This window comes from Mycobacterium sp. IS-1264 (genome assembly GCF_001954195.1).
In the GTDB taxonomy this organism is placed as follows: Bacteria; Actinomycetota; Actinomycetes; order Mycobacteriales; family Mycobacteriaceae; genus Mycobacterium.
This window is the reverse complement of the sequence record NZ_MBES01000052.1, coordinates 184,807-209,409: the sequence shown is the minus strand read 5'-3', so window position 1 is coordinate 209,409 and position 24,603 is coordinate 184,807. Positions and strand designations below refer to the sequence as shown.

Annotated in this window: 18 protein-coding genes and 2 tRNA genes; 11 read left to right on the top strand and 9 right to left on the bottom strand. The window is 67.8% G+C overall.

The genetic code is table 11. The annotated features are described in order from the left end of the window. Positions 1-2 precede the first annotated feature (2 nt). From A5744_RS09940 to A5744_RS09930, 4 genes are all read left to right on the top strand, one after another. A complete protein-coding gene (locus A5744_RS09940; protein WP_076060501.1) occupies positions 3-659 on the top strand; it encodes a TetR/AcrR family transcriptional regulator in 657 nt (218 codons plus the stop codon). Positions 660-695: 36 nt separating this feature from the next. After that, a complete protein-coding gene (locus A5744_RS09935) occupies positions 696-1,487 on the top strand; it encodes an MmpS family transport accessory protein (RefSeq protein WP_076060499.1) in 792 nt (263 codons plus the stop codon). Between the two features lie 213 nt (positions 1,488-1,700). Next, positions 1,701-1,859, top strand: a complete 159-nt coding sequence (locus tag A5744_RS24635) for a hypothetical protein (protein WP_170874457.1) — start codon at positions 1,701-1,703, stop codon at positions 1,857-1,859. A 22-nt stretch (positions 1,860-1,881) separates the two neighbouring features. Further along, positions 1,882-2,382: a universal stress protein gene (locus A5744_RS09930; protein ID WP_076060497.1), complete on the top strand. Its 501-nt coding sequence runs from the start codon at positions 1,882-1,884 to the stop codon at positions 2,380-2,382. Between the two features lie 3 nt (positions 2,383-2,385). Here the strand turns inward: A5744_RS09930 and A5744_RS09925 are convergent, their stop codons facing one another. Next, positions 2,386-3,729 carry an MFS transporter gene (locus A5744_RS09925; RefSeq protein ID WP_076060496.1) on the bottom strand — a complete coding sequence of 448 codons (1,344 nt, stop codon included), beginning with the start codon at positions 3,727-3,729 and terminating at the stop codon, positions 2,386-2,388. A 42-nt stretch (positions 3,730-3,771) separates the two neighbouring features. Between A5744_RS09925 and cmrA the strand changes: the two genes are divergently transcribed. Then, positions 3,772-4,578, top strand: a complete 807-nt coding sequence (cmrA, locus tag A5744_RS09920) for a mycolate reductase (RefSeq protein ID WP_076060494.1) — start codon at positions 3,772-3,774, stop codon at positions 4,576-4,578. 3 nt (positions 4,579-4,581) lie between these two features. Here the strand turns inward: cmrA and A5744_RS09915 are convergent, their stop codons facing one another. After that, positions 4,582-6,141 (bottom strand): helicase HerA-like domain-containing protein, encoded by a 1,560-nt coding sequence (locus tag A5744_RS09915; RefSeq protein WP_076060492.1) that lies wholly within the window; start codon positions 6,139-6,141, stop codon positions 4,582-4,584. Positions 6,142-6,246: 105 nt separating this feature from the next. On the opposite strand from A5744_RS09915, the gene orn reads away from it, so the two are divergent. After that, positions 6,247-6,894, top strand: a complete 648-nt coding sequence (gene orn / locus A5744_RS09910; protein WP_076060490.1) for an oligoribonuclease — start codon at positions 6,247-6,249, stop codon at positions 6,892-6,894. Between the two features lie 35 nt (positions 6,895-6,929). After that, a tRNA-His gene (locus tag A5744_RS09905) sits at positions 6,930-7,005 on the top strand. Between the two features lie 28 nt (positions 7,006-7,033). Here the strand turns inward: A5744_RS09905 and A5744_RS09900 are convergent. Further along, on the bottom strand, positions 7,034-8,233 hold the full coding sequence (locus tag A5744_RS09900; protein WP_076060677.1) for an Ig-like domain-containing protein: 1,200 nt from the start codon (positions 8,231-8,233) through the stop codon (positions 7,034-7,036). Between the two features lie 113 nt (positions 8,234-8,346). Beyond that, the gene (locus A5744_RS09895; protein WP_076060675.1) at positions 8,347-9,237 is read right to left on the bottom strand and encodes a DMT family transporter; all 891 of its coding nucleotides are present in this window, start codon (positions 9,235-9,237) and stop codon (positions 8,347-8,349) included. Positions 9,238-9,363: 126 nt separating this feature from the next. On the opposite strand from A5744_RS09895, the gene A5744_RS09890 reads away from it, so the two are divergent. Further along, positions 9,364-10,602, top strand: coding sequence for a GNAT family N-acetyltransferase (locus tag A5744_RS09890; RefSeq protein WP_076060489.1), 1,239 nt, complete (start codon positions 9,364-9,366; stop codon positions 10,600-10,602). A gap of 90 nt (positions 10,603-10,692) precedes the next feature. Then, positions 10,693-10,765: transfer RNA gene (locus A5744_RS09885), tRNA-Lys, on the top strand. A gap of 35 nt (positions 10,766-10,800) precedes the next feature. Here the strand turns inward: A5744_RS09885 and A5744_RS09880 are convergent. After that, the gene (locus A5744_RS09880) at positions 10,801-11,028 is read right to left on the bottom strand and encodes a DUF3618 domain-containing protein (RefSeq protein ID WP_076060487.1); all 228 of its coding nucleotides are present in this window, start codon (positions 11,026-11,028) and stop codon (positions 10,801-10,803) included. 93 nt (positions 11,029-11,121) lie between these two features. On the opposite strand from A5744_RS09880, the gene bcp reads away from it, so the two are divergent. Both bcp and A5744_RS09870 read left to right on the top strand, forming a co-directional pair. Next, on the top strand, positions 11,122-11,595 hold the full coding sequence (gene bcp / locus A5744_RS09875) for a thioredoxin-dependent thiol peroxidase (protein WP_076060485.1): 474 nt from the start codon (positions 11,122-11,124) through the stop codon (positions 11,593-11,595). Positions 11,596-11,719: 124 nt separating this feature from the next. Further along, positions 11,720-12,241, top strand: coding sequence for a DUF3060 domain-containing protein (locus A5744_RS09870; protein ID WP_083679252.1), 522 nt, complete (start codon positions 11,720-11,722; stop codon positions 12,239-12,241). Between the two features lie 18 nt (positions 12,242-12,259). On the opposite strand, the gene A5744_RS09865 is transcribed toward A5744_RS09870, so the two are convergent. The 4 genes from A5744_RS09865 to A5744_RS09850 all read right to left on the bottom strand — a co-directional run bounded on the left by A5744_RS09865 (position 12,260) and on the right by A5744_RS09850 (position 24,573). Further along, a complete protein-coding gene (locus A5744_RS09865; RefSeq protein ID WP_076060482.1) occupies positions 12,260-13,585 on the bottom strand; it encodes a dipeptidase in 1,326 nt (441 codons plus the stop codon). Positions 13,586-13,603: 18 nt separating this feature from the next. Continuing rightward, positions 13,604-13,996 carry a holo-ACP synthase gene (locus A5744_RS09860; protein WP_076060480.1) on the bottom strand — a complete coding sequence of 131 codons (393 nt, stop codon included), beginning with the start codon at positions 13,994-13,996 and terminating at the stop codon, positions 13,604-13,606. Positions 13,997-14,024: 28 nt separating this feature from the next. Then, positions 14,025-23,270, bottom strand: coding sequence for a type I polyketide synthase (locus A5744_RS09855; RefSeq protein ID WP_076060478.1), 9,246 nt, complete (start codon positions 23,268-23,270; stop codon positions 14,025-14,027). Between the two features lie 571 nt (positions 23,271-23,841). Continuing rightward, positions 23,842-24,573 carry a glycoside hydrolase domain-containing protein gene (locus tag A5744_RS09850; protein ID WP_076060476.1) on the bottom strand — a complete coding sequence of 244 codons (732 nt, stop codon included), beginning with the start codon at positions 24,571-24,573 and terminating at the stop codon, positions 23,842-23,844. Positions 24,574-24,603: the final 30 nt, after the last annotated feature.

The following is a 24,603-nucleotide window of genomic DNA, read 5'->3' as shown; positions in this document are numbered from 1 at the left end:
TCATGACGACGTCCGTTCCGAACGGCCGGCCCAGTACCGCTGACGCGCGAAATCGCCGCAGCCAGTTGAAATCAGATCGGCGCCTGCAACTGCTGGCCGCCGCCGAACGGCTGTTCGCCGAGCGCGGTTTCCTCGCGGTGCGCCTGGAGGACATCGGCGCGGCCGCCGGCGTCAGCGGCCCGGCCATCTATCGGCACTTCCCCAACAAGGAATCTCTGCTCGTCGAGTTGCTGGTCGGGATCAGCGCCCGGCTGCTCGCCGGCGCCCGAGATGTGAAGGCCCGCAGCCCCGACGCCGCCTCGGCGCTGGACGGCCTGATCGACTTTCATCTCGACTTCGCGCTGGGCGAACCGGATCTGATCCGCATCCAGGACCGCGACCTGGCCCACCTGCCCGAGGCCGCCGAGAAGCAAGTGCGCAAAGCCCAGCGCCAGTATGTAGAGGTGTGGGTGAGCGTGCTGCGCGAGCTGAACCCCGGGCGGGCCGAAGCCGATGCCCGGCTGACGGCGCACGCCGTCTTCGGCTTGTTGAACTCGACGCCGCACAGCATGAAGGCTGGCGAAAGTTCGCGCACCCGAGGGACGGGGGTGGCGCGGTCACGTGCGGTGATGCGGGCGATGACGGTCGCCGCGTTGCTGGCCAGTGAGCGGAGCCCGTAGCGTCGCGCCAGGTACCCTGCATGCCATGAGGCGGACATGAACGATCCACGCCCGACGGAGCGGTTCAGTCCCCCTCTTCCGGGATACGAACCGCCCGGGCCGCAGGGCCCGCCGAATCCGCCGCCCGTCGATCCGGCGTACGCCGGGCAAGCGCCCTACGCGCCCACCTACGGCGGTGGGTATGGCCCGCAATGGACGCAGAGCCTGAACGAGACCAACCCGACCGATCAGTTGCCTGCGTACTGGCAGCACGGCCAGCCTCCGCCGGGCGAGCTGCCCCCCGAGGGCACCGGTCCCCCGCCGCCGGAAGGCCCGAAGTCGCCGCGGTGGCTGTTGATCGCCGCCGGTGTGGCGGTGCTGTTGGTCGTCGCACTGGTAATCGCCCTGGTGCTCGCCAACGGCGCGGTCAAAACGCAGACCGCCGTGCCGCCGCTGCCCGCCATGCCGGGGTCGAGCCCGGAAACCACCACCCCGACCACGCGGACCTCGCCGCGGTCGCGATACCCGCTGCCGCCGCCCTCCGTCTCCACCACGCCGACCGACACGACCGGACCCGCCGGGATGCAAAGCGTCGTCTACGACGTCAACGGCGACGGGCGGGCGATCAGCATCACCTACTGGGACACCGGCGACGTCATACAGACGGAGTTCAATGTGGCGCTGCCGTGGACCAAGCAGGTCAGCCTGTCACGGTCGCCGGCTCATCCGGCCAGCGTGACGATCATCAACATCGGCCACAATGTCACCTGCACGCTCACGGTGGACGGGGCCCAGGTGACCCAACGTGTCGGAGTGGGCATCACCATCTGCGACGCCGCGCAGCACTAGGACCGTTCTAACCCCGCGTGGCGCACAGCATGTTGCGCCCGCGCGGGTTACTCACATCGGGAATCGTGAAAATCGGGTTTGCCGTCCCCGGCAGATCGGGTATGCGGCGCACGTAAGCGCATCCGGCGACGGTCTGATCGGGAGGAACCCCAAGGGGCGCTTCATTTGCCGGGGAATTTCCAATTACACATTCCACACGCGGGAAGTCGTCTTATGAATGATGCGTCTCTAAAGCGGGATCTGTGCGAATTCGCCACCGAGCTGCGCCAGCTGGCCTACACCATGCCTAGCGGGCACGAAGACCCACTCGTCCGCCTGAGCGAGCGGATGATCCATTACGCCAAGGAAGAGGGCGCTACAGACACCACGTAAACGCGCATGACTGGGAGAGAATATGGGCGCCTATCAGACCCTGGTCGTCGGCACTGATGGCTCGTACACATCGTTTCATGCGGTGGACCACGCAGCCGCGTTCGCCGCGGCAAACAATGCGAAATTGATCATCGCGATGGCCCACTTGTCTTATCTGACCAAGGGAGACAAGGGCGGCTGGGGAAGACCAGCCCGGCCGGATCGGGTGATTGATGGCCGCGCCGAAGTCGCCCTCGGGAGCGAGGGGGACTACAAGGTGCACGGAATGGCCGCCATCTATGCGATCCTGCGGGAGGCCGAGGACCGAGCCAGGGCGGCTGGCGCGAAGGACATCGAGGCGCGACCGATTCGGGGTGATCCCGTACACGCGCTGTTCCGCCTCGCCGCGGAGGTCAAGGCCGATCTGTTGGTGGTTGGCAACGTGGGACTAGCCACGCGCAGCGACAAATGGCTTGGCTCTGTGCCCGGAAACGTCTTGCGCAGGGCGAAGACCGACGTGCTACTCGTCCACACCACCGACTGAGACTTACCTGGCCTTACTCACCGTTGTGTGTTGCCGCGGCGGGACTCGAACCAGCGCCATGCCCAGCAGCCCGGCGATCAGTACCAGCGCGATGCCGCCGAGGCCGGCGCGGACGGCGCCGAACGCGTCGACGAACACCGAGAACAGCCACGGCGCCAGGAATGCGACGGCCCGTCCCGTCATCGTGTAGAGGCCGAACGCCACGCCTTCTCTGCCGTGGTGAGCCATCTGGAGCAGTAGGGCGCGCGCCGACGACTGCGACGGCCCGATGAACATGCACAGCAGTAGTCCGCATATCCAGAAGGGCACGGGCCCGGACAGCACCATCAACGTGAGCGCCATGGCGACGATCGCCACCAGCGACCCGAGGATCACCGGTTTGGATCCGATGCGGTGGTCGACGAACCCACCTAGGACGGCGCCCACCGCGGCCACCACGCTGGCCGCGACGCCGAAGATCAGCACGTTGGCCTGCGAGATGCCATACACGTTGACCCCCAGCACCGCGCCGAAGGCGAAGATCGCCGCCAGTCCGTCCCGGAACAGGGCGCTGGCCCCGAGGAAGTAGACGAGGTTGCGGTCGCGCCGCCATTCCGCGGAAACCTCCCGCCACAGCTTGCGGTAGCCACCGAGCAGACCGGCGGGCGGGGGCGCCTGCGTCGAATCGGGCAGCCGGTGCGCGGCGAGCAGCAACGGCAGCGCCAGCACCGCCAGCCACGCCGCGGCCGCCAGCATCGCCACCCGGACGTAGAGCCCGTCGGCGACGGGAAGCCGTAGCAGCCCACGCACCGCGCCCGGGCCGGAGCCAGATCCGGCGATGAATCCCGTATAGATCACCGCCAGCAGCACGACGCTGCCGAGATAGCCTGCCGCCCAACCGAGTCCGGAGATGCGGCCCGCCGTCGCCGGCGTCGAGAGCTGACGCAGCATCGCGTTGTACGGAACGCTGGCCAGGTCACCGCACGCCGCCGTCGCCCCCAACAGCACCAGCCCGGCAAACAGGTAGCCCGGGCTGTCGCGGATGAAGAACATCGAACAGGTCAGCGTCACCGCCAGGGCCGTCAACACGCTCAGGACCACGCGCCGGCGGTGCGGGGCTTCCACCCACACGCCGACGACGGGCGCCAGCACCGCGACGGTCAGCCCGGCGACGGCCCCAGCGCGACCCAACCAACTCGCCGGCGTCGTCGGGCCCGGCAAGCCGACCCCCACGCTGCTGGTCAGATAGACGGAGAACACGAAGGTCGTCACGATCGCGTTCAGCCCGGTGGATCCGGTATCCCACAGCGCCCACGCCACGATTCGGGATCGCGCAACGGTGCCCGAACCCGAATCCGGCTGACTCATGCCCGGCACTCTATGTGTTGGGGGGCTGTCTACGATTGGCGCATGCCAATACCCGCGCCCAGCCCTGACGCGCGCGCCGTTGTCACCGGAGCTTCGCAAAACATCGGCGAAGCGCTGGCCACCGAGCTCGCCGCGCGCGGCCACAGTTTGATCGTCACGGCCCGGCGCGAGGACATCCTGACCGAGCTGGCCGCGCGGCTGGCCGACAAGTATCGCGTCACCGTGGAAGTGCGACCGGCCGACCTTGCCGACCCGGCGGATCGCGCGAAGCTGTGCGACGAACTGGCCGCCCGCCCGATCTCGATCCTGTGCGCCAACGCCGGCACCGCGACGTTCGGCCCGCTCTCGGCCCTCGACCCGGCCGGCGAGAAGGCGCAGCTGCAGCTCAATGTCCTTGGGGTGCACGACCTTACGCTGGCGGTGCTGCCCGGCATGATCGAGCGTAAGGCCGGCGGCATCTTGATTTCCGGTTCGGCGGCGGGCAATTCGCCGATCCCCTACAACGCGACCTACGCGGCCACCAAGGCGTTCGTGAATACCTTCAGCGAATCGATACGCGGCGAACTCCGCGGTTCCGGTGTGCATGTCACCCTGCTGGCCCCGGGCCCGGTGCGCACCGACCTTCCCGATGACGCCGAGGCCACGCTGGTCGAGCGGCTGGTGCCGGACTTTTTGTGGATCTCCACCGAGCACACCGCCCAGGTATCGTTGGATGCGTTGGCGCGCAACAAGATGCGCGTCGTACCGGGATTGACGTCGAAGGCAATGTCGGTGGCGAGCGGGTATGGCCCCCGCGCCATTGTCGCGCCGATCGTGGGCAGCTTCTACAAGAAGCTCGGCGGCGGGTAGTCGTTACTTCCGACGCCGTCCGCTGCCGAAAAGATTGCGGATGATCTCGCGTATGCCGGTGTTGACATAGCCTTTCACCGTCGGGTTTTTCAGGATTTCCTCCCACATCGCGGGGCCCTTGGGCTCGAACGGCGCTGGCATCGGCGGCACGTCGAGCTGCTCCGGTAACGGCAGCTGATCGTACTGGCCACGCGGAGCCGACTGGGGTGACGGAGCCTGCGGGGGCGGCGGGGGCTGCTCCGGCTGTTGAACCGTCTGGCCGTATTTGGCCTGCAGCGGACTGGATTTGGCCGCGGCGGCGACCGCGTCGGCGCCGATGGCGGCCATCAGCGACCGCGGCACTCGCATGCGGGTCCACGCGACCGGCGTGGGTGCGCCCTTCTCGGAGAGCACGGTCACGACGGCCTCGCCGATTCCCAACGACGTCAACGCCGACTCCAGGTCGTACACATCGGTTTTCGGATAGGTGCGCACGGTCTTGGACAGCGCCTTCTGGTCGTCCGGCGTGAACGCCCGCAAGGCGTGCTGGACGCGGGCGCCCAGCTGGGAGAGAACGTCGTTGGGCAGGTCGGTGGGCAGCTGCGTGCAAAAGAACACCCCGACGCCCTTGGAACGAATCAGCTTGACGGTCTGCTCGACCTGCTCGAGAAACGCCTTGGACGCATCGGTGAAAAGCAGGTGCGCCTCGTCGAAAAAGAACACCAGCTTCGGCTTGTCCACGTCACCGACCTCGGGCAGCACGGTGAACAAGTCGGCCAGTAACCACATCAGGAAGGTGGAGAAGATGACCGGCCGCAAAGTCTGACCGCTGAACTCCAGTAACGAGATGATGCCGCGGCCCTGGTCGTCGACGCGCAAAAGGTCCTGCGGCTCGAGCTTCGGCTCGCCGAAGAACGTGTCGCCACCCTCACCGGCGAGATTCACCAGGGCGCGCAGGATGACACCCGCCGTCGTCGACGACACGCCACCGAGATCTTTTAGATCGGCCTTGCCCTCGTCGCTCGCTAGGTGGCTGATGACTCCTCGCAGATCGCCCAGGGTGACCAGCGGGCGTCTGTCCTTCGCCCAGTGAAAGATCAACCCGAGCGTCGACTCTTGAGTAGCATTGAGCCCCAACACTTTTGACAACAAAACCGGACCGAAGCTAGCGACCGTCGCGCGCACCGGCACGCCCACTCCGCCGGTGCCGAGCGACAGAAACTCCACCGGATATCCCGTCGCCGCCCAGTCGTCGCCGGTGTCTTTGGCGCGTGCCGCGGTCCTGTCGTTTGCCTCCCCCGGCCGGGCCAGGCCCGATAGGTCGCCCTTCACGTCGGCCATCAGCACGGGTACGCCGGCGGCGCTGAGCTGCTCGGCGATCAGTTGCAGCGTCTTGGTTTTGCCGGTCCCGGTCGCCCCGGCCACCAGGCCGTGCCTGTTGACGGTGGCCAGCGGGATGCGAATCTGAGCGGTCGGGTCGGCCGTGCCGTCGACGACGACCGTGCCCAATTCCAGCGCTTGGCCTTTGACGGCGTAACCGCTCGCGATCCGCTGCGCGGGTGTCGCCGCCGACTCGGTGCTCATCGTGTCGCGCCCCTCGGTCGTTGGTTAAGCACCGCCCACCCTACTGCCCGTCGGCAAGCGGGGGCAGGGCCCGACGGGGTCCGACGTGCGCCTACGCTGAGCGCTGTGCGCGACGAATTGGTGTGGATCGACTGCGAGATGACCGGGCTGAACCTGGGTTCGGACAAGTTGATCGAGATCGCGGCCCTGGTCACCGACGCCGACCTGAACATTCTTGGCGACGGCGTCGACGTGGTGATCCACGCCGACGACTCCGCGCTGACTTCGATGATCGACGTGGTCGCCGAAATGCACTCGCGCTCGGGACTTATCGACGAAGTGAGGGCGTCGACCATTGACCTCGCGAGCGCCGAGGCAATGGTTATGGACTACATCGGCAACCACGTCAAGCAGCCCAAGACCGCGCCGCTTGCAGGCAACTCGATCGCCACCGACCGGTCGTTCATCGCGCGCGACATGCCCGCGCTGGACTCGTTTCTGCACTATCGGATGATCGACGTCAGCTCGATCAAGGAACTGTGCCGGCGCTGGTACCCCCGCATTTACTACGGCCAGCCGGTCAAGGGGCTGTCCCACCGCGCGCTGGCCGACATCCACGAATCCATCCGGGAATTGAAGTTCTACCGGCAGACCGCATTCGTGCCGCAGCCGGGCCCGTCTACCAGCGAAATCGAGGCGGTGGTCGCCGATCTCGGCGGCGGAGGGCAAGCGGCCGGGCCAATCGATTCGGCCGCCGAGCCACCGACCGGCTAGTATCGACAGTCGCTGCGCGTCTAGGCGCGGCCATGGTGGCTGTAGTTCAGCTGGTAGAGCACCAGGTTGTGATCCTGGGTGTCGCGGGTTCGAGTCCCGTCAGCCACCCCACTGTCGGAGCGCCCGCGCCCCGACATACTCAGGTGTTGGCGTTGCCGGCCTTCCACACCGGCCACGGAACGTTCCAGTCACCCAGCCCCTCGGTCCCCGGCAGCGTTGGCCCCACGGTGTTGACGATCTCGACGATGTCGCCGCTCTTGCTGTGGTCGTAGAACCACTCGGCGTTGCTCGGGCTCACGTTCAGGCACCCGTGGCTCGTGTTGGTGTGGCCCTGGGCGCCGACCGACCACGGCGCGGAGTGTACGAAGACGCCGCTGTAGGAAATCTGCGTGGCCCAATCGACGTCTGTGCGATACCCGTTGGGCGAGTTGACCGGAACCCCATAGGTCGAGGAATCCATGATGATGTGTTTGAACCGCCCACCGACGATGTAGACGCCGTTGGCCGTCGGGGTGCTGTTCTTACCCATCGACGTCGGCATTGTCTTGACGACTTCACCGTTGACCCGCACGGTCACCATCTTGGTGTTGTCGTCCGCGGTCGAGATCACCTCGTCGCCGATGGTGAAGTGCGTCTTGACGTTGTCTTCACCGAACATCCCGTCACCCAGGTCGACACCGTAGGTGTTCACCGCCACATCAACGGTGGTTCCCGGTTTCCAGTAATGCTCTGGGCGCCAACGCACTTCGCGGTTGTTCAACCAGTAGAACGCGCCCTCGACGGGCGGGTTGGTCGTGATCGTGACGGCCTTCTGGGCGGCGGCGCGATTCGCGATGTTCTCGTCGAAGCGGATTGCCACCGGCTCGCCGATGCCCACCACCTCGCCGTCGGCGGGAGCGGCGTAGGGCATGGTCAGGTGCGCGGGCGAACTGGTCGCGAAGCTCATCTGGCGATTCGCCGCCGCACCACCGAGCCCGAGCGCCTTCGCAGTCAGCGTGTAGCGGCGGTTGTAGCCGAGCGGCTCGGTGGTCGACCAGCGCAGGCCGTCGGGGCTGAGTTGCCCGTTTATCGTCTTGCCGTTCTCGTTGACCATGCTGACCGACGCGAGCACCCCGTCGGCAACGCTGACCGTCACCGGCGCGTCCACGGTGACGCCGACGGCGCCGTCGGACACCGACGACGTGAGCTTGGGCACCAGCAGATCGGCGAACGGCGTGCCCTTGTCGAAGATGACCTTCGTGGGCGCGGCCGTGTGGCTGCTGCTGCAGGCGACACCGATGACAGCAAACATGATCATGGCCACAAGCAGCCACGATCGGCGTCTGCGCAAAGGCGTCATCGAGCTGCCTTCCAATGAGATCGGCTGAGTTTGGTCACCGCTGACCGGAATCGGTGCATGCATTCTAATGGGTTCTGGCCGCTCCCCATGCCGACATTGACCGGCGACGGGCGTCACAATCGCGACAAGTTCTCCATTTGGGCCCCGTCGCGGGTCGAGACGGCTTCGACGCGCGCGAGTTTGACGATGGCCGCCGTCATGACCAGCGCCGCCGCCGCCAAGGCGACCGTCCCTGCGCCACCCGCTTTCAGCGTCTCGTCTAGCACCACGACGCCCAGCACCGCCGCCACGACCGGCTGCGACATCTGCAGGGTCGGCATCGAGGCGGTCAAGGGCCCGGCCCGGAAAGCCGCCTGGCTCCACACCACACCCCCGGCCGCCGCCAGCAGGAGGGCGTAGAGCTCGGGCGTTTGGGTTACCGCCCACCCGCGATCGCCGAGCCGAGCGACGACTTCCCTCGCGAGCACCGCAAACACCCCCCACAACGAACCCGAGACAAGGGCGAACAGCACCGCGGCCACGGAGCCACCCCAGACGCGGCCGGCCACGACGCACGCGACCAGCAGCGGCCCGAGGACCACGGCCACGACCGCCCAGGTGTGCAGCGGGGCGCTCGACCGACCGGCCTGCGGATTGCCGACGACCACGATCACGATCACCGCGGCAGTGAGCAAGCCCGCCCAGATCCACTCGCCCCCACTCACCGTGCGCTGATACAGCCTGGCATTGATCGGCAGCGCGAACAGCAGCGAAAGCACGAGCAGCGCCTGCACCAGTAGCACCGATCCCTGACCCAGCGCGGCCGCCTGCAGCACGACGCTTGCCGCGAGCAGCAATGTGCCCCACCACCATCGTCGGCTGCGCAACAGGTTGGCGAACAACTCGATGTGGCCGACCGCCCCGTCGGTGACGCAGTGTGCCGCTCGTTGCTGCAGCACGTCGCCGATCGCGATGCACAGCGCGGAGCCCAGCGCAAGCAAAACGGCGATATCGAGCCGAGTGATTCCTTGCAGCATTGCCGTATCCCATACCCAAACGTGGCAGTTCTGACCCGTCGGAAGTGCGGCCAGGTTTGAGTCCCGGCCACTCGGGTATCGGTTTGGCTGGGGTAGAAGCGGATTGGATATGCGATGAACACGGCGGACGAGTCGATCAGGATCAGGCATCCAACCGAAGACGACTGGCAGGTGGTCTACGAGAACCAGGCTCGCGCTTTCGGGGATCCGGTGGGCGCGCGGGACGTCGAAGCCTGGAAACGTCGCGTCGAATTGGAGGACATTCTCCTCGCCGAGGATTTCTCCGATCCGCAGCGGCCATTCCTGGTAGGGACGTCGATCATCTACCGCTCGCGGCTCACCGTGCCCGGTGGCGCCCGCCTGCGAGCCGCGTGGCTGTCGATGATCGCCGTCGCGTCAACGCATCAGGGCAAGGGAATATGGGCGCAGCTCAGCGCAGAGGGGCTGGGCAAACTTTTGGAGCGCGGCTATCCGATCGTGTGCGGGGTGCCGACCCAAACCGCGATGTACGACAACTTCGGCGCCGGCGTGGCCACCTACAGCCGCACTTACTCGATCGACCGGCGCTCGGCGAAGTTGCGGGACGCGCCCACTGGTAACCGGGGCCGCGAGGTCAACGCCGCCGAAGCGCGACGACATCTGCCCGAAATCTACGAACGGTGGTGCGCCGCAACCGATGGGGCCGTCGAGCGCAACGAGGCGTGGTGGACCGACTATCTGGAAGACCGATCAACGCAGCGCGGCAACCGATCCGCGCTGAATTGCACGATTCATCCGGACGGCTTCCTCACGTATCGCGTCATCACCGAGACGCAGCACGGGTTTCGGCCGCCGCTGGGAACCGTTGTCGTGCAAGACTTCTGCCCCATCACCGACGAAGCCCATACCGAGCTGTTGCAGACGTTGTTGGTTTTGGAGATGTTCGACGACATCGAGATCGACGTGCCGGTCGATGACCCGCTGCCGCTCAAACTGCGTGACCAGCGTTCCGCTCGAACCATGGGCGTCAACGACTTTCTCTGGGTACGCATCAACGATGTGCCCGAAGCGCTCGGTGTCCGCGGGTACTTCGCCGACGCCGAGGTCGCGCTGGAAGTGGTGGATCCGCTCAAACTGGCCGGGGGCCGATTCCTCCTGCAGACCCGCGATGGTGCGGGCAAGTGCGTGCCGCACGAAGGGCCTGCGGACGTGGAACTCAGCCTGGGTGACTTGGGGACGCTCTACATGGGCGCACACCGCGCCTCCGAGCTTGTCCGGGCGAACCGCATCACCGAGGTGCGCCGGGGTGCCCTACGCGAGCTGGATGCCGCGTTCAGTACCGAACGAGCACCGTATTGCGGGACGCTTTTCTGATGTGCTGTCTCAGCTACCCTGGAAGGGTCGAGATTTCGCTCCGCGGCAGGACGCCTGTTATTGTCGCCTACGCGGTCTTGGCCGTCCAAGGCGCCGTTAGCTCAGTTGGTAGAGCAGCTGACTCTTAATCAGCGGGTCCGGGGTTCGAAACCCTGACGGCGCACCCAATCAAACCCCTCGGGTTCCGAGGGCGTCGCGTCAGCGGTTCCGGATCCTGCGGACCACCACGACGACCACCACCGAGCCGATTCCCACCAGCGAGACGGCCACCGCGGGCTTCGTCACGAACCCGATCACCTTGGCCTTGAGGTCGTCGGCCAGGCGACGAGGATTCGCGCGCTCGGCGAGGGAGTCGACGGTGGACGCCAGCTGGTCGCGGGCGACGTCGATGTCCCGCTTGATGGTCTCGGGGTCCCGATCCGCCACGTCTCTTCCTCCAACTCGCCTTGTGCACCTGACGCACTACCCTAGATCAGCTGGCGATAACCCCTACGATCCGGTGAACCGAAAGGACCCACGTTGACCGAGACCACGCGGCTTGCCCCGGGCGACAAAGCGCCGACCTTGAGCCTGCCCGACGCCGACGGCAAGAAGGTGTCCCTGGCCGACTACCGGGGGCGCCGCGTCGTCGTGTACTTCTATCCGGCGGCTTCGACGCCCGGGTGCACCAAGCAGGCCTGCGATTTTCGGGACAACCTGCGCGACCTCAACGACGCCGGCCTCGACGTCATCGGCATCTCCCCGGACAAGCCGGAAAAGCTCGCCAAGTTCCGCGACGCCGAGAAGCTGACGTTCCCGCTGCTGTCCGATCCGGATCGCAAGGTGCTGACGGCGTGGGGCGCCTATGGCGAGAAGCAGATGTACGGCCGGACGGTGCAGGGCGTGATTCGCTCCACCTTCGTGGTCGACGAAAAAGGCAAGATCGCCGTCGCGCAGTACAACGTCAAGGCCACCGGCCACGTCGCCAAGCTGCGCCGCGACCTGTCGGTCTAGGTCTGATAAGGCGAATACAACAATCCCGCAAGCGATCTGCGGCACAATAACGGCGCGCTCCCGATGAGGAGCGAAAGGAGCCGGCCGTGGACGTCCTTGTCAGTCTCCAACGGGTCTTTCGGCGATGAAGCCAGAGGACCCGGAGGAGTACATCCGCCGTCTGGAACACGGGGGCGGCCAGCCGGGGGCGCAGCCCGGTCGACCGTTTGGCGCCCCTGGCGAGAAGCCTGCGCCCGGGGGGACCTCACGGCGGCTCGAAGGTCTCGCGCGGCTTGCGAAATCGACTCCCGGGCGGCTGCTGTTGGGGTGTGGGGCCGCGGCCGCGATCGCGATCGGGGTGATCGTGGCGAATCACTCCGGGACCACGGTGCAGGGAAACCTGATCATGATCAACAGCGGCGCCAAAGACACGATCAACTGCAACGAGGGAGACCTGAAGCTGGACGGGGACAACAACACGTACACCGTCACCGGCCACTGCCGCAGGCTGGAAATCTCCGGTAGCGCAAACAAAGTCAGCGTTGACAGCGCCGACACCATCGGTGTCATAGGCGACGACAACGTCGTCACCTACCACTCTGGCGCACCGACAATCAATAAGACCGGAAACAACGACATCGTTACCCAACGCCCGAGCGGCCGTTGAAACCTTTCCCGCAGCAACCTAACCCAGGTTGGCCAGCAACAGCGCTTCGGCGATCGCCGCGCGTTCCAGCACACCCAGGTGCAGGCTCTCGTTGACGCTGTGTGCCTGGGTCGCGGGATCCTCGACACCCGTGACGAGAATCTTGGCCTGCGGGAACGCGGCGGCGAACTCGGCGATGAACGGGATCGAGCCGCCCATGCCCATGTCGACCGGGTCGACGCCCCACGCTTGCCGAAATGCGGCCCGCGCGGCGTCGTAGACCGCTCCGCTGGCATCGATGGCGTACGGCTCGCCGATGTCGCCGGGCGTGACGGTCACCCGGGCGCCCCACGGCACATGTTCCTGTAGATGCGCGGTCAACGCATCCAGGTGGGCCGCCGCGTCGCCGCCGGGCGCTACCCGCATGCTGATCTTGGCCCGGGCCCGCGGGATCAGCGTATTCGACGCGGCCGCAACCGATGTGGTGTCGATACCGACCACGGTGATCGCCGGCTTGGCCCACAGCCGCTGCGGCACCGAACCCGAGCCGATCTCGGACACACCGTCCAGAAGACCGGAATCGGCGCGCACCCGCTCGGTCGGGTAATCGACTGGCGCGGCGCTACTTTCGTGCAAACCGGCGACCGCCACGTTGCCGTCGTCGTCGTGCAGGCTGGCCAGCAGCCGCACCAGCACGCTCAGCGCATCGGGAACCACACCGCCCCACAACCCCGAGTGCAGCCCGTGGTCGAGCGTGGCGACCTCGACCACGCAGTCGGCCAAGCCGCGCAGCGACACCGTCAACGCCGGGGTGTCGACGCTCCAGTTGTCCGAGTCCGCGATCACGATCACGTCGGCGGCCAGCGCATCGCGATGGGCGGCCAGCAACCGGCCCAGTGATGGCGACCCGGATTCTTCTTCGCCCTCGACGAAGACCGTCACACCCACCGGGGGCCGCCCGCCGTGTGCCCGAAACGCCGCTAAATGCGTTGCGATGCCGGCCTTGTCGTCGGCGCTGCCGCGACCGTAGAGACGCCCGTCGCGCTCAGTGGGCTCAAAGGGCGGCGACGTCCATTGGCCGCGGTCGCCTTCGGGCTGCACGTCGTGGTGGGCGTACAACAGCACAGTGGGCGCGCCCGCCGGCGCCGGATGATGCGCGATGACCGCGGGCGCACCGCCCTCGCTGACGATGCGTACATCGCCAAAACCCGCCTGCGACAACAGGTCCGCCACCGCCTGGGCGCTGCGGTGCACCTCGGCGCGGCGACCGGGGTCGGCCCACACCGATTCGATGCGGACCAAGTCCTCGAGGTCGCGGCGCACCGACGGCAATACCTCGCGGACCCGCTCAACGAGATCGCTCATGGCCTCGAGACTAGGCCGTCAGGAGGTCTCCAAGATGGCCACCGCGGCGGCGGTATCCCCCTCGTGGGTGAGTGACACGTGGATCGTCACGTCGGCCAGGTGCTTGGCGATATCACCGGTCAGCCGCACCCGCGGTCGTCCCCACATGTCGGTGACCACTTCGATGTCGCGGTGGATGTCCTCCGGCAGCACGGGGCGCTGGGCGAACCGCGACCCGGACCAGGCCTTGATCACGGCTTCCTTGGCGGCCCAGCGCGCCGCCAGGTGACGCGCAGCCGACGAACTCTTATCCGAGGCGTCGCGACGCTCACCCGGCGTAAACGTCTCGGAGAAGACGGTTCCCGGCTGGTCGACCTGCTCCGCGAAATCGGGGATGGAGACGAGGTCGATCCCCACTCCGACGATGCCCATGGCTGGCCAGGTTAACGGATGACCGACGTCATTCGGCGGGGACCTCGTAGGCCTCGCCGTCACCCAGCCGGGCGGCCGGATTCAGCAGCATCGCCGCCTCCTGCCGCTTCTCCGGGGCGCCGTGGTCGAAGCGGCGGTCCGCCGGCCGCTCGTACATCGGCGCACCGCCAGCGATGGCCGAGGCCAGTCGGCGCTGACCGGCCAGCAGGCGTGCCTCGGCGCGCTGCTGGTAGGTCTCACGCTGCTCCGGGTCCAGCGAGGCGATGAACGCCTGCGGGTGGACCAGCGCGACGAGCCCGGACACATGGCCAAACCCGAGGCTGGTCAGCATCCCCGCCTTGAGCGGGAACTTCCCGCCGAGCCGCAGCGTGTCACGCACCCAGACGAAGTGCGCGGAGCCGGCCAGTTCGTCGTCGACACAATCCAGGCTGCGGTTGGGCGGGATCACTCCGTCGCGCAGCATCTGGCACAGGCCCATCGTCTGGAACACCGCCGCGCCGCCCTTGGCGTGCCCGGTCAGGCTCTTCTGCGACACGACGAACAGCGGGGCGCCCTCGGAGCGGCCCAGCGAGTCGGCGAGCCGCTCGTGCAGCTCGGTCTCGTTGGGATCGTTGGCCAGCGTCGAGGTGTCGTGCTTGGAGATCACCGCGACGTCGTCGGCGCCCACACCGAGCTTGGCCAGCGCGCGCGCCAGCGGCGAATCCGTGCCGCCGCGCCCCGCGCCCAGCGCACCCAGGCCCGGGGCCGGGATCGAGGTGTGCACGCCGTCGCCGAACGACTGTGCGTAAGCCACCACCGCAAGCACCGGCAGGCCCATCTTGAGCGCCAGGTCGCCGCGCGCCAGCAGAATGGTGCCGCCACCCTGGGCCTCGACGAAGCCCAGCCGGCGCCTGTCGTTGGGCCGGGAGAACTTCGAGTCGTCAATGCCCCGGCCGCGCATCATCGCGGTGTCGGCGGTGGCCGCCATGTCACCGAAGCCGATGATGGCCTCCAGCGTCAGGTCGTCCAGGCCGCCGGTCACAACCAGTTCGGCCTTGCCCAGCCGGATCTTGTCGACGCCCTCCTCGAGCGACACCGCGGCCGTCGCGCAGGCCGCGACCGGGTGGATCATCGAGCCATAGCTGCCGACATAGGACTGAACCACATGCGCGGCAACAACATTCGGCAGCACTTCCTGCAGGATGTCGTTCGGCTTGTTCCGGCCCAACAGGTTGCCGTGATACATGGTCTGCATCGACGTCATGCCGCCCATGCCGGTGCCCTGCGTGCTGGCCACCAGGCTCGGGTGCACGTAGCGCATCACTTCGGCCGGGCTGAACCCGGCGGACAGGAATGCATCGACGGTCGCGACGATGTTCCACAACGCCACCCGGTCGATCGAGGTGGCCATGTCTTGGCTGATGCCCCACACCGTCGGGTCGAACCCGGTCGGAATCTGGGCGCCGACGACGCGCGACAACTTGGTCTTGCGCGGAACCCGGATCTCGGTGCCCGCCTTGCGTATTACCTGCCAGTCGGTCGAGTCGGGCACCGGCCGGATGACGGTGTGTTCGGGGTCGAATTCGACGAAGCCGCGGGCGTCGGCCTCCGACGACACCACGAAGCTGAAGTCCTTGTCCAAGAAGACCGACACCAGCAACGGTGAGGCGTGGTCGGGATCGATCGCGCCGTCGTCGACGAACTCACGGATGCCCGTGCGCTCGAGCACTGCGTCGTGGTAGCGCTCGACCAGCTCGGCTTCGTCGACCAGGTCGCCGGATTGCGTGTCGTACCAACCCGGTTGGGGGTCGTCCTCCCAGCGGATCATTCCGGTCGTCCAGGCGAGTTCGAGGACGCCGGCCGCCGAGAGTTCGTTCTCGACCTCCATCTCGAACCGGGTGCGCGACGAGCCGTACGGTCCGATCTCGGCGCCTCCGACGATCACCACCAGATCGGCCGGGTCGACGTCGAGGTCGTCCCATTCCGGTGGCGGGGCGGGGGTGTACCCGCGCGGCGGCGACGGCAGTGCGGCAATGGTGCCCTCGGTCTCATCCTCGTCGTCGGCCGCCTCGGTCGACATCTCCTCGCGCGCCTTGGCGGCGAGTTCGGCCATGTCGAGGTCGGCTTCGCCGAGCCCGCCGGTCAGGTCCGCCTTGATCGGCTTTCCGGCGGCGGCCACCTTGGATTCCACGTCGCACAGGGCGAGCAGCATGCCGGCCATCTCGTCGGTGGAATAGGTTGTGACGCCGGCCTCCTCGACCGCGTCGACGATGGCGTCGTTGTGGCCCATCAACCCGGTGCCACGGGTCCAGCCAATCAGCGCGTGCGCCAGGCTGACTCGCGCCGCCCATGACGACTCGGCGTGCCAGCGGCTAACCAGGGCGTCCAGCGCCGACTTGGCTTCGCCGTAGGCGCCGTCACCGCCGAACATGCCGCGGTTGGGCGAACCGGGCAGCACCACGTGCAGCCGCGACGCGATGTCGCGCTCCGCGCCGATCTTCGACAGCCCGCCGATCAGCCGCTGCACGGCCCACAGCAGCACCTTCATCTCCATCTCGGAGCGCGATCCGGCCTCCGACAGATCCCCGACGACGCGCGGCGCCGCGAACGGGAAGAGCAGCGTCGGGGTCTGCGCGTCCTTGATGTGAATCGACTGTGGCCCAAGGCTTTCGGACTGTTCGGTACCGACCCATTCGACCAGGGCGTCGATATCGGAGTAGGACGCCATGTTGGCCGCGACCACCCACAGGGCGGCCCCGTAGCGGGCGTGGTCGCGGTAGAGCGAACGGTAGAACGCCAGGCGCTCGCCGTCGAGCTTCGACGTCGTTGCGATGACGGTGGCGCCGCCGTCGAGCAGCCGCGCGACGACCGACGCCGCGATCGAGCCCTTCGAAGCGCCAGTTACCACCGCGACTTCGCTGCTGTAGGGCCCCGGATTCGGGTTCTCGGCGCCGGCGGCGATGCGGCCGTACAGCGACGCGTGGACCTGGCGGCCCGCGGCCAACGCCTTGCCCTGCCACCAAGTGGCCTGGGTGGCGACGACGTGTCCGGCGCCCTCGAACCGTTCGGACAAGCGCAACCAGTCGGCGTCGATGTCGCCGTCGTCGGCCAGCCACAGCTTGACCAGGTCCTCGCGGGCGCTGGCCCAGCGGTCGTCGAACACGACCGCCTTCTTGGCGTCGAACACCGGAGCCACCAGGCGTGGCCAGTCGGCGCCCAGTTCGAGAGTGACCAGGTCGATGAGCTCGGCATCGGTGGCCGCCGGTGACACGCTGACCGGGTCGTCGTGGCCCAGCTGCCCGAGGATCAGTCGGGCCGCCGAGGCGAGCACGCCGTCGCGACCGGTGATCTGATCGGTGAATTCGCTCAGCGCGGCCGCGTCGATGGTCGCGCCCCCGCCGGCGCCTCCGGCGGACGGCAGCGCCACCGAAACCCCGCGGCGCGCGGCGACCGAAGCGACCGCGGCGTCGATAACCTTGTCGACCGATGCAGCGTCGGCCAGTGCGCCTTCGTGCAGGTGGCCCATCGCGCCGCCGCGAACGCTGGTGCCCTCGCGGGTGCCCAGCGCGACCTCGACCGTGACGTGCTTGGCCCAACCGTCACCGAGCTCCCAGGTCTTCTTGACCCGCTCGGCAATGGCCGCCGGCCGCTTGCCCGAGGGCCCGAGAACTGTCCGCAGCTGATCATTGATCGCATCGGAAAGCACTGGGCCGTAAGGCTTGTACGTGCGGGCCAGCTTGGTCACCTGCGACCGCAGCCCGGCCAGGTCCGCCTCCGCGGCACCGTCGATGGCGCCCAGGTTCAACTCCGAGCCCAGGTCCACCAGCAGCTGGTTGCGTCGCGACGACGCGCCGTCGGTGATGGACTCGATTGAGTCGAGTTCCTCGATCTGGTCGATGCGCATCTTGGCCGACAATGCGATCAGCGCCAAGGTTGCGTCGGCGGCGTCGAACCCGATGTCGTCGGGCCGCGGAGCCCCCGACGGAGCTACGGCGGGAGCCGGGGCCGCCGGTGCGGCCTCCACGGCGGCGCCTTCCGGTGCGGCCTCGGCGACCGGTGCCTCGTCTTCGGGCTCCGGTTCGGGGTCGGTGTCCGTGGCGAACAGCACCGCGGCATCGCGCTCGGCGTTGAGCACTTCGACTGTGCTGTGGGCATATTCGGGCAGTTTGAGGGTGTTGGTGGCCAGCCCGGCGACAGTCGGCGCCGACTTCACGCCGATTTCGACGAAGCGCTCCACGCCCAGACCGCCGGCGGCCTCCTCGGTGAAGAGCAGGTCCTGGGTTTCGATCCAGCGCACCGGGCTGGCGAACTGCCACGCCAGCAGCTCGATCAGCACTTTGCGGGCCAGCTCGCGCGGCTTGTCGTTACGCCACGTGTCGTAGTCGGCGAGGATCTCGTCGAGCGGCTCGGCGGGCACCAGGTCCCGGATTTCCTGAACGAAGTCGCGGTCCAGCGTGAACGGCCGCGGCACCAGGTTGGGGATGTAGCGCCCGATGATGATGTCGGGGTCTTTGTCGCGCGGCATGACCCGCTCCAGCGAGCGACGGAATTCGGCCACCCCGATTCGCAACACCCGCGAGTGGAACGGCACGTCGATGCCGGGCACCAGGATGAACGACCGCCGGCCGCCGCTGAGCTCGCGGCGACGCTCGACTTCCTCTTCCAGCGCTTCCAGACCGCGCACCGTGCCGGCGATCGCGTACTGCGAACCGCGCAGGTTGAAGTTCACGATCTCCAGGAATTCACCGGTGCTCTCGGCGATTCCGGCGACGAACGCGGGCACCTCGTCGTCGGGCAGGTCGATCTGCGAGGGCCGGATCGCCGCCAAGCGGTAGTTGGAGCGGCCCAGCTCGTCGCGCGGCACGATGTCGTGCATCTTGGAGCCGCGGTGAAACACCATCTCCAGCAAGGCTTCCAGCTCGTAGATGCCCGTCACGCAGGCCAGGGCGGTGTATTCGCCGACGGAGTGCCCGCACGCGATGGCACCTTCGACGAAGGCGCCCTGCTCGCGCATCTCGGCGACCTGGGCCGCCGCCACCGTCGCCATCGCGACCTGAGTGAACTGCGTCAGGTAGAGCACGCCCTCGGGGTGGTTGTAGTGCACGCCGCTGGCGATGATGCTGGTCGGGTTGTCGCGGACCACGTGCAGCACCGAGAAGCCCAGCGTGTCCCGGGTGAACTTGTCGGCGGTGTCCCACACCTTGCGGGCCGCCTTGGACCGGGCCCGCACCTCCATACCCATGCCCTTGTGCTGGATGCCCTGGCCGGGGAACGCGTATACGGTCTTGGGCGCGGCCAGCCGGGCGGTGGCCGACATCACCAGATCCGATCCGATGCGCGCGGCCACTTCCAAAACCTCTGCGCCCCGGTCGATTCCGACGCGGTCGACACGGAAGTCCACTTCGTCACCGGGACGCACCATGCCCAGGAACCGCGCGGTCCAGCCGATCAGCCGGGCCGGTGGGCGGGCTTGGCCGTCGGTGGCCGTCACCGCGTGCTGCGCGGCGGCCGAGAGCCACATGCCGTGCACGATGGGCGATTCCAGGCCGGCCAGCAGCGCGGCCGCCCGGTCGGTGTGAATCGGGTTGTGGTCGCCGGACACCACCGCGAACGGACGCATGTCGACGGGCGCGGTCAGGGTGACATCGCGGCGGCGACGGCGCGGAGTGTCGGTCGCGTTCTCGGAGACCGCGCCGCCGGCCCGCACCGGATCGGCCAGCTCGGCCGCACCGGTGCGACCGAGGATCGCGAAACGCTCGGCGAGGGTGGCAATCACGGCCCCGTCGGCGTCGGCGATGGTCACCGAGACCGGAACGACGCGGCCCATGTCCGTGTCGGTGGCCGACGAAGCCGTTGCGCTGACGGTCAATTGGGCCGGGACGCTCGGCAGGTCGCCGACGACGTGGGCGGCGTGGTCGAGATGCACCAGGCTCAGCAGCCCCTCGACCACCGGGACGCCGGCGTCGGTGGCCGCGGAGCCGATGGCCGCGAAAACCGCGGGCCAGCAGAGTCCCACGAGCGCGTCGGGCACGGTGGTGAGGCTGGGCGCCAGCGGCTCACCGAAGGTGGCCGTGACGCCGGTGTGGTCGGCGACGCGCTCGGGATCCCAGTCGACGCTCACGGTGGCCGTCCCGTCGGCGACCCGCGGCAAGAACTCCGGCCCGTCGACGCCTGCGGCGATCGCCAGCACCGCGCGCATGGCGGTGGCGGCGGCCTCGGTGGAGACCACCGGAATACCGCCGTCAAGGGTGTTGGGGTGCAAGGTAAACGGAATATCCACCCATACGCCGGACACCGGCACGCTGAGCACGACCTGCTCGGTGCCGGCCCCATCGTCGGATTTGACCTGAAGCCGCGCGCCGGTGGATGAGTGTGTGGCACGGAGGCTTTCGGGTCCGTCGTGCACCAGCCAGTCGGCGGGATCGGCGATGCGGTGAACCGGGTTCGTGGCCGTGCGGCCCGCCCACAACACATCGGCGGCGTCGAGCACGACGGCCAGCGGTCCGGTGACGTCGGGGCGGCCCAGCCGGCGCGAGCGGACGGCTTGCGGCTCGGCTCCGCTCTCCAGCACCTCGTCGATGGCGGCCTGCTCGAAGCGGTCGAGCAATTCACCCACGGGTTCGTCCATCCGCGTGATGCCGGCGACCGACGCGGTGCCCGGGATGATGCACACCTGGTCGGCTTCGTAGCGGGCGTCGTGCGCCTGCCACAGCGAGTCACTGCGCCACCAACGCCGGACGTCCTTGTCGATGACCGGCACGAAGTTGACCGGCTTGCCCAGCGTCTTGCACAGCGTGACGAAGAACGGCACGTCGGCCGGATGCAGTTGCACCTTTTCGGCGTCCGGGTAGTGCTCGAGCAGGGTAGCGATGGCCTCGTCGGGGTTCTCCAGCAGCGCCTGATCGCCGAACAGCGTCTCGATCGGGCCGAAATCCTTTGGGTGCAAACGAGCTTCGGCGCGCTGCAGCATCTGCTCAAAGCGGTCGCGCCAGGTGTCGGCCAGCCAGGGGCTGCCCGGCGAAGCGGTGTCGGCGGTCGAGTTGCCCTCGCCGATGGTCAGCTCGACGTAGCGTCGCAACCACTGCAGGTAGGTCATCTCCGCGACGTCGCCGAAGTACGGCTTGGCCGTGTTGGCCATCGCCGCGATGATCTCGTCGCGGCGCTCCGCGACGGCCTCGGCGTCGCCGGCGACCTCGTCGAGCAGCCGGCCGCACCGCGAGGCGGTGTTGTCGATCTCGTGGATGTCCGCGCCGAGCTGGCTGCGACTGGAAGCCATGCCGCCCTGGGCTTTTCCGGCGCTGATCCACTGGTCTGTGCCCTGCGTCTCGACCAGCATGCGCTTGACCGACGGCGACGTGGTGGACTCGAGCGTCGCCATCGCCGCGGTGCCGACCAGGATCCCGTCGATCGGCATCAAGGGGAAGCCGTAGGACTGCGCCCAGCGTCCGGACAGGTATTCGGCCGCCCGCTCGGGAGTGCCGATGCCACCGCCCACGCAGACGGTGATGTTGGGGCGCGACCGCAGCTCGGAATACGTCGCCACCAGCAGGTCGTCGAGGTCTTCCCAGGAATGGTGGCCGCCCGCGCGCCCGCCCTCGACGTGCATGATCACCGGCTTGGTGGGCACCTCGGTGGCGATGCGGATGACCGAGCGGATCTGCTCGATGGTGCCCGGCTTGAACACGACGTGGCTGATGCCGACGTCGTTGAGTTCCTCGATCAGCTCGACGGCTTCCTCGAGATCCGGAATGCCGGCGCTGATCACCAGGCCGTCGATCGCCGCGCCGGACTGGCGGGCCTTCTGCACCAGACGCTTGCCGCCGACCTGGAGCTTCCACAGGTACGGGTCGAGGAACAGCGCGTTGAACTGGTAGGTGCGGCCGTCCTCGAGCAGCCCGGACATCTCCTCGATCCGGTCGGCGAAGATTTCCTCGGTGACCTGCCCGCCACCGGCCAGCTCGGCCCAGTGGCCCGCGTTGGCCGCGGCGGCGACGATCTTGGCGTCCACGGTGGTCGGGGTCATGCCTGCCAGCAGGATCGGCGACCGCCCGGTCAGCCGGGTGAACTTCGTCGACAGCTTGACCCGGCCGTCGGGAAGACGCACCACCGTCGGCGCGTAGCTCGACCACGCCCGGGCCACCTCGGGTGTGGCCCCGACGGTGAACAGGTTGCGCTGACCGCCGCGGGTCGCCGCCGGCACGATGCCGATGCCGAGACCCCGGATCACGGGCGCGGTCAGCCGGGTGAGGATGTCGCCGGGGCCCAGGTCGAGAATCCAGCGCGCACCGGCGTTGTGAACCTGCGTGACCTCGTCCACCCAGTCGACGCCGCGCACCAGGATGGCCTCGGTCAGCTCCCGCGCAAGCGCCACATCGAGGCCGACCTTCTCGGCCCAGGTTCCGACGATGTCGATGCCGTCGGCCAGCCGCGGCGTGTGGAAGCCGACCTCCACCTGCACCGGATCGAAGACGGGCGCGAAGACGTCGCCGCCGCGGATCTTGTTCTTGCGGTCGGCCTCTTCTTTGTCGGAGATCTGCCGGCAGTAGAGCTCGAATCGGGACAACTGCTCCGGGGTCCCGGTGATCACGACCGAGCGCCGGCCGTTGCGGATCGACAGCACCGGCGGCAGCACGGTGCGAACATCTTGTGCGAACTCGTCGAGCAGGCGGCGGATGCGCTCGGGGTCGGCGTTGGTGACCGACACCATCGGCGGACGGTCGCCGAGCACGGAAATGCCTCGCCGGCGGGCCACCAGGGTGCCCGCCGCGCCGATGAGCTGGGCTATCGCGAGCAGCTCCACGTCTCGCGCGCCAGCCGCCTTGAACGCCTCGACGGCCAGGACGCCTTGCGAATGCCCGGCGACGGCCACCGGGGGTGTCGCGGTCCAGTCCATGCCCTGTCGCGCCAGGGCACGCCCGGCCGCGATCTGGGTGAGCAGCACGCCGGGTATCGACACCGCGGCCGACGTCAGGTGCTTCTCGGACGGAATCGGATCTTCGGCCGCCAGCGCACGCACCCACTGCAGCGGCTCGAAACCGATCGGACGCACCACGACCAGTTCCTTTGCCACGGGTTCGAGCAGCAGCTCCACCTCACCGACCAGCGTCGCCAAGTCGGTTTCTATCCCGGCCGACGACACCAGTTCTTCCAGGGTCTCCAACCAGGCGCTGCCCTGGCCGCCGAAGGCGACGGCGTACGGCTCGCCAGCCGTCAGTCGGTCGACCAGAGCATGCGTGGCCTGGGGGCTGTTCCCGTCGCGGTCAGCGGACACCCGGTCGGGCTCGTGGATCGTCACCTTCTATTTCTCCCTGTATGCGTCTTTACGTCTCGGTTCGCTGGCCGGTTCTGCACCGGCGCGCGTGGCCTGTCGCTTCCAGGCGATTCCGCGTCGAATCGCAAGCCAAGAAATGGCTGACCGGTGTCTTGTCGGCGGGCCGCCCCCTTGAACCGAGATGGATCCGAGCGGCGCGACGGACTGCATCGGCTGTACTAAGAGTGTCATAAGAATCAAGCCCCTTTTCGCATGCTGAGCAGTTACTGGTGAGTTCTACGCGCGGGTAACCGTGTCATGGGTAACACCCGGCGCAACCGCGGCCGCGAACGCCGCAATCAAACGTCCTGCATGCAGGTGGTTACGGTCGAGTAGCTATAACTGCGCTGGTTAACGCAGTATTGTTATCAAATCGTTATATTAAAATTTGGCACTCGCGGCGGGCATCCGACGGCGTGCGCGGCGGGCCACGGCGCGAGGCGGGGCGGGCGTGGCACCGAACGAACGGCGAACGAGTGTTTGCTGGATCGCATCGCGTCGGTGCCCGCTGGGGGCGATGGTCGGGCCGAGAAGCCTTTGGGGTGACGCGCGAGGGCTAGGCCCACTGCCCGAATTGAGGCTTGAGGATTTCGTTGATGTCCACCCCTACCCCGCCGACGCTGCGCTTATCGATCTCCACCTGGTGCAAATTCGCGGCCGGATGGGTGAATCCCTTCGGCGACCCCCAGTTGTGCTGCCAGAAGTACGAGCCCAGGCCGTCGTGCAGGGCCCAGTCGATCGTCTTCGAGTTGGCGTAAACGCCCGTCCGCTGATGCCCGACCACCGACTCCCAGGACCGGAGGTAGGGGACGACCTGGTTCTTGTACTGGTCATAGGACGGATCGTCGTCGATCGACGCGTAGATCGGGGCGCTGGCGGGCCCGCCGGCCGCGGCATGCAACTGCATCCCGCGCTGCGCGTGCTGCTGCCCGGCGGCGGCACCGCCCAGCCAGTCGGCGGTGTTGCCCTTGCCGTACTGGTAGCACGACACGATCTTCAGCCCGTTGCTGTTGAGGTCGTGCGCTTCGGCGACTTGGATCGGCTTTCCGAGCATCCAGTTGCCGCCGGGACGCCGGTCGGACACGTACCTGATGGACCCGACGGCGCCGGCAGCCCTGATCTGGCTCGCCGGGATCACACCGGCCGCGTAGTCCAGCAGGGTTCCGAGTGATGCCGGAGAAGCCTGGGCCGGGGCGGCGCGCAACGACGACGCCGCGACGCCCAGGCTGACTAAGGCTGGGGTTGCGGCCGCGAATTTGAGCAGGTCACGTCGCGAAACCGATGACACAAGCCACAGGGTACGGCAGAAACACCACCA

Coding starts and splice junctions, on each gene's coding strand:
- A5744_RS09865 (WP_076060482.1), bottom strand. CDS start 13,585: ATGAGCGATCTCGTTGAGCGGGTCCGCGAGGTATTGCCGTCGGTGCGC.
- A5744_RS09940 (WP_076060501.1), top strand. CDS start 3: ATGACGACGTCCGTTCCGAACGGCCGGCCCAGTACCGCTGACGCGCGA.
- A5744_RS09935 (WP_076060499.1), top strand. CDS start 696: ATGAACGATCCACGCCCGACGGAGCGGTTCAGTCCCCCTCTTCCGGGA.
- A5744_RS09860 (WP_076060480.1), bottom strand. CDS start 13,996: ATGGGCATCGTCGGAGTGGGGATCGACCTCGTCTCCATCCCCGATTTC.
- A5744_RS09915 (WP_076060492.1), bottom strand. CDS start 6,141: ATGAGCACCGAGTCGGCGGCGACACCCGCGCAGCGGATCGCGAGCGGT.
- A5744_RS24635 (WP_170874457.1), top strand. CDS start 1,701: ATGAATGATGCGTCTCTAAAGCGGGATCTGTGCGAATTCGCCACCGAG.
- cmrA (WP_076060494.1), top strand. CDS start 3,772: ATGCCAATACCCGCGCCCAGCCCTGACGCGCGCGCCGTTGTCACCGGA.
- A5744_RS09930 (WP_076060497.1), top strand. CDS start 1,882: ATGGGCGCCTATCAGACCCTGGTCGTCGGCACTGATGGCTCGTACACA.
- A5744_RS09925 (WP_076060496.1), bottom strand. CDS start 3,729: ATGAGTCAGCCGGATTCGGGTTCGGGCACCGTTGCGCGATCCCGAATC.
- A5744_RS09870 (WP_083679252.1), top strand. CDS start 11,720: ATGAAGCCAGAGGACCCGGAGGAGTACATCCGCCGTCTGGAACACGGG.
- A5744_RS09900 (WP_076060677.1), bottom strand. CDS start 8,233: ATGACGCCTTTGCGCAGACGCCGATCGTGGCTGCTTGTGGCCATGATC.
- A5744_RS09890 (WP_076060489.1), top strand. CDS start 9,364: ATGAACACGGCGGACGAGTCGATCAGGATCAGGCATCCAACCGAAGAC.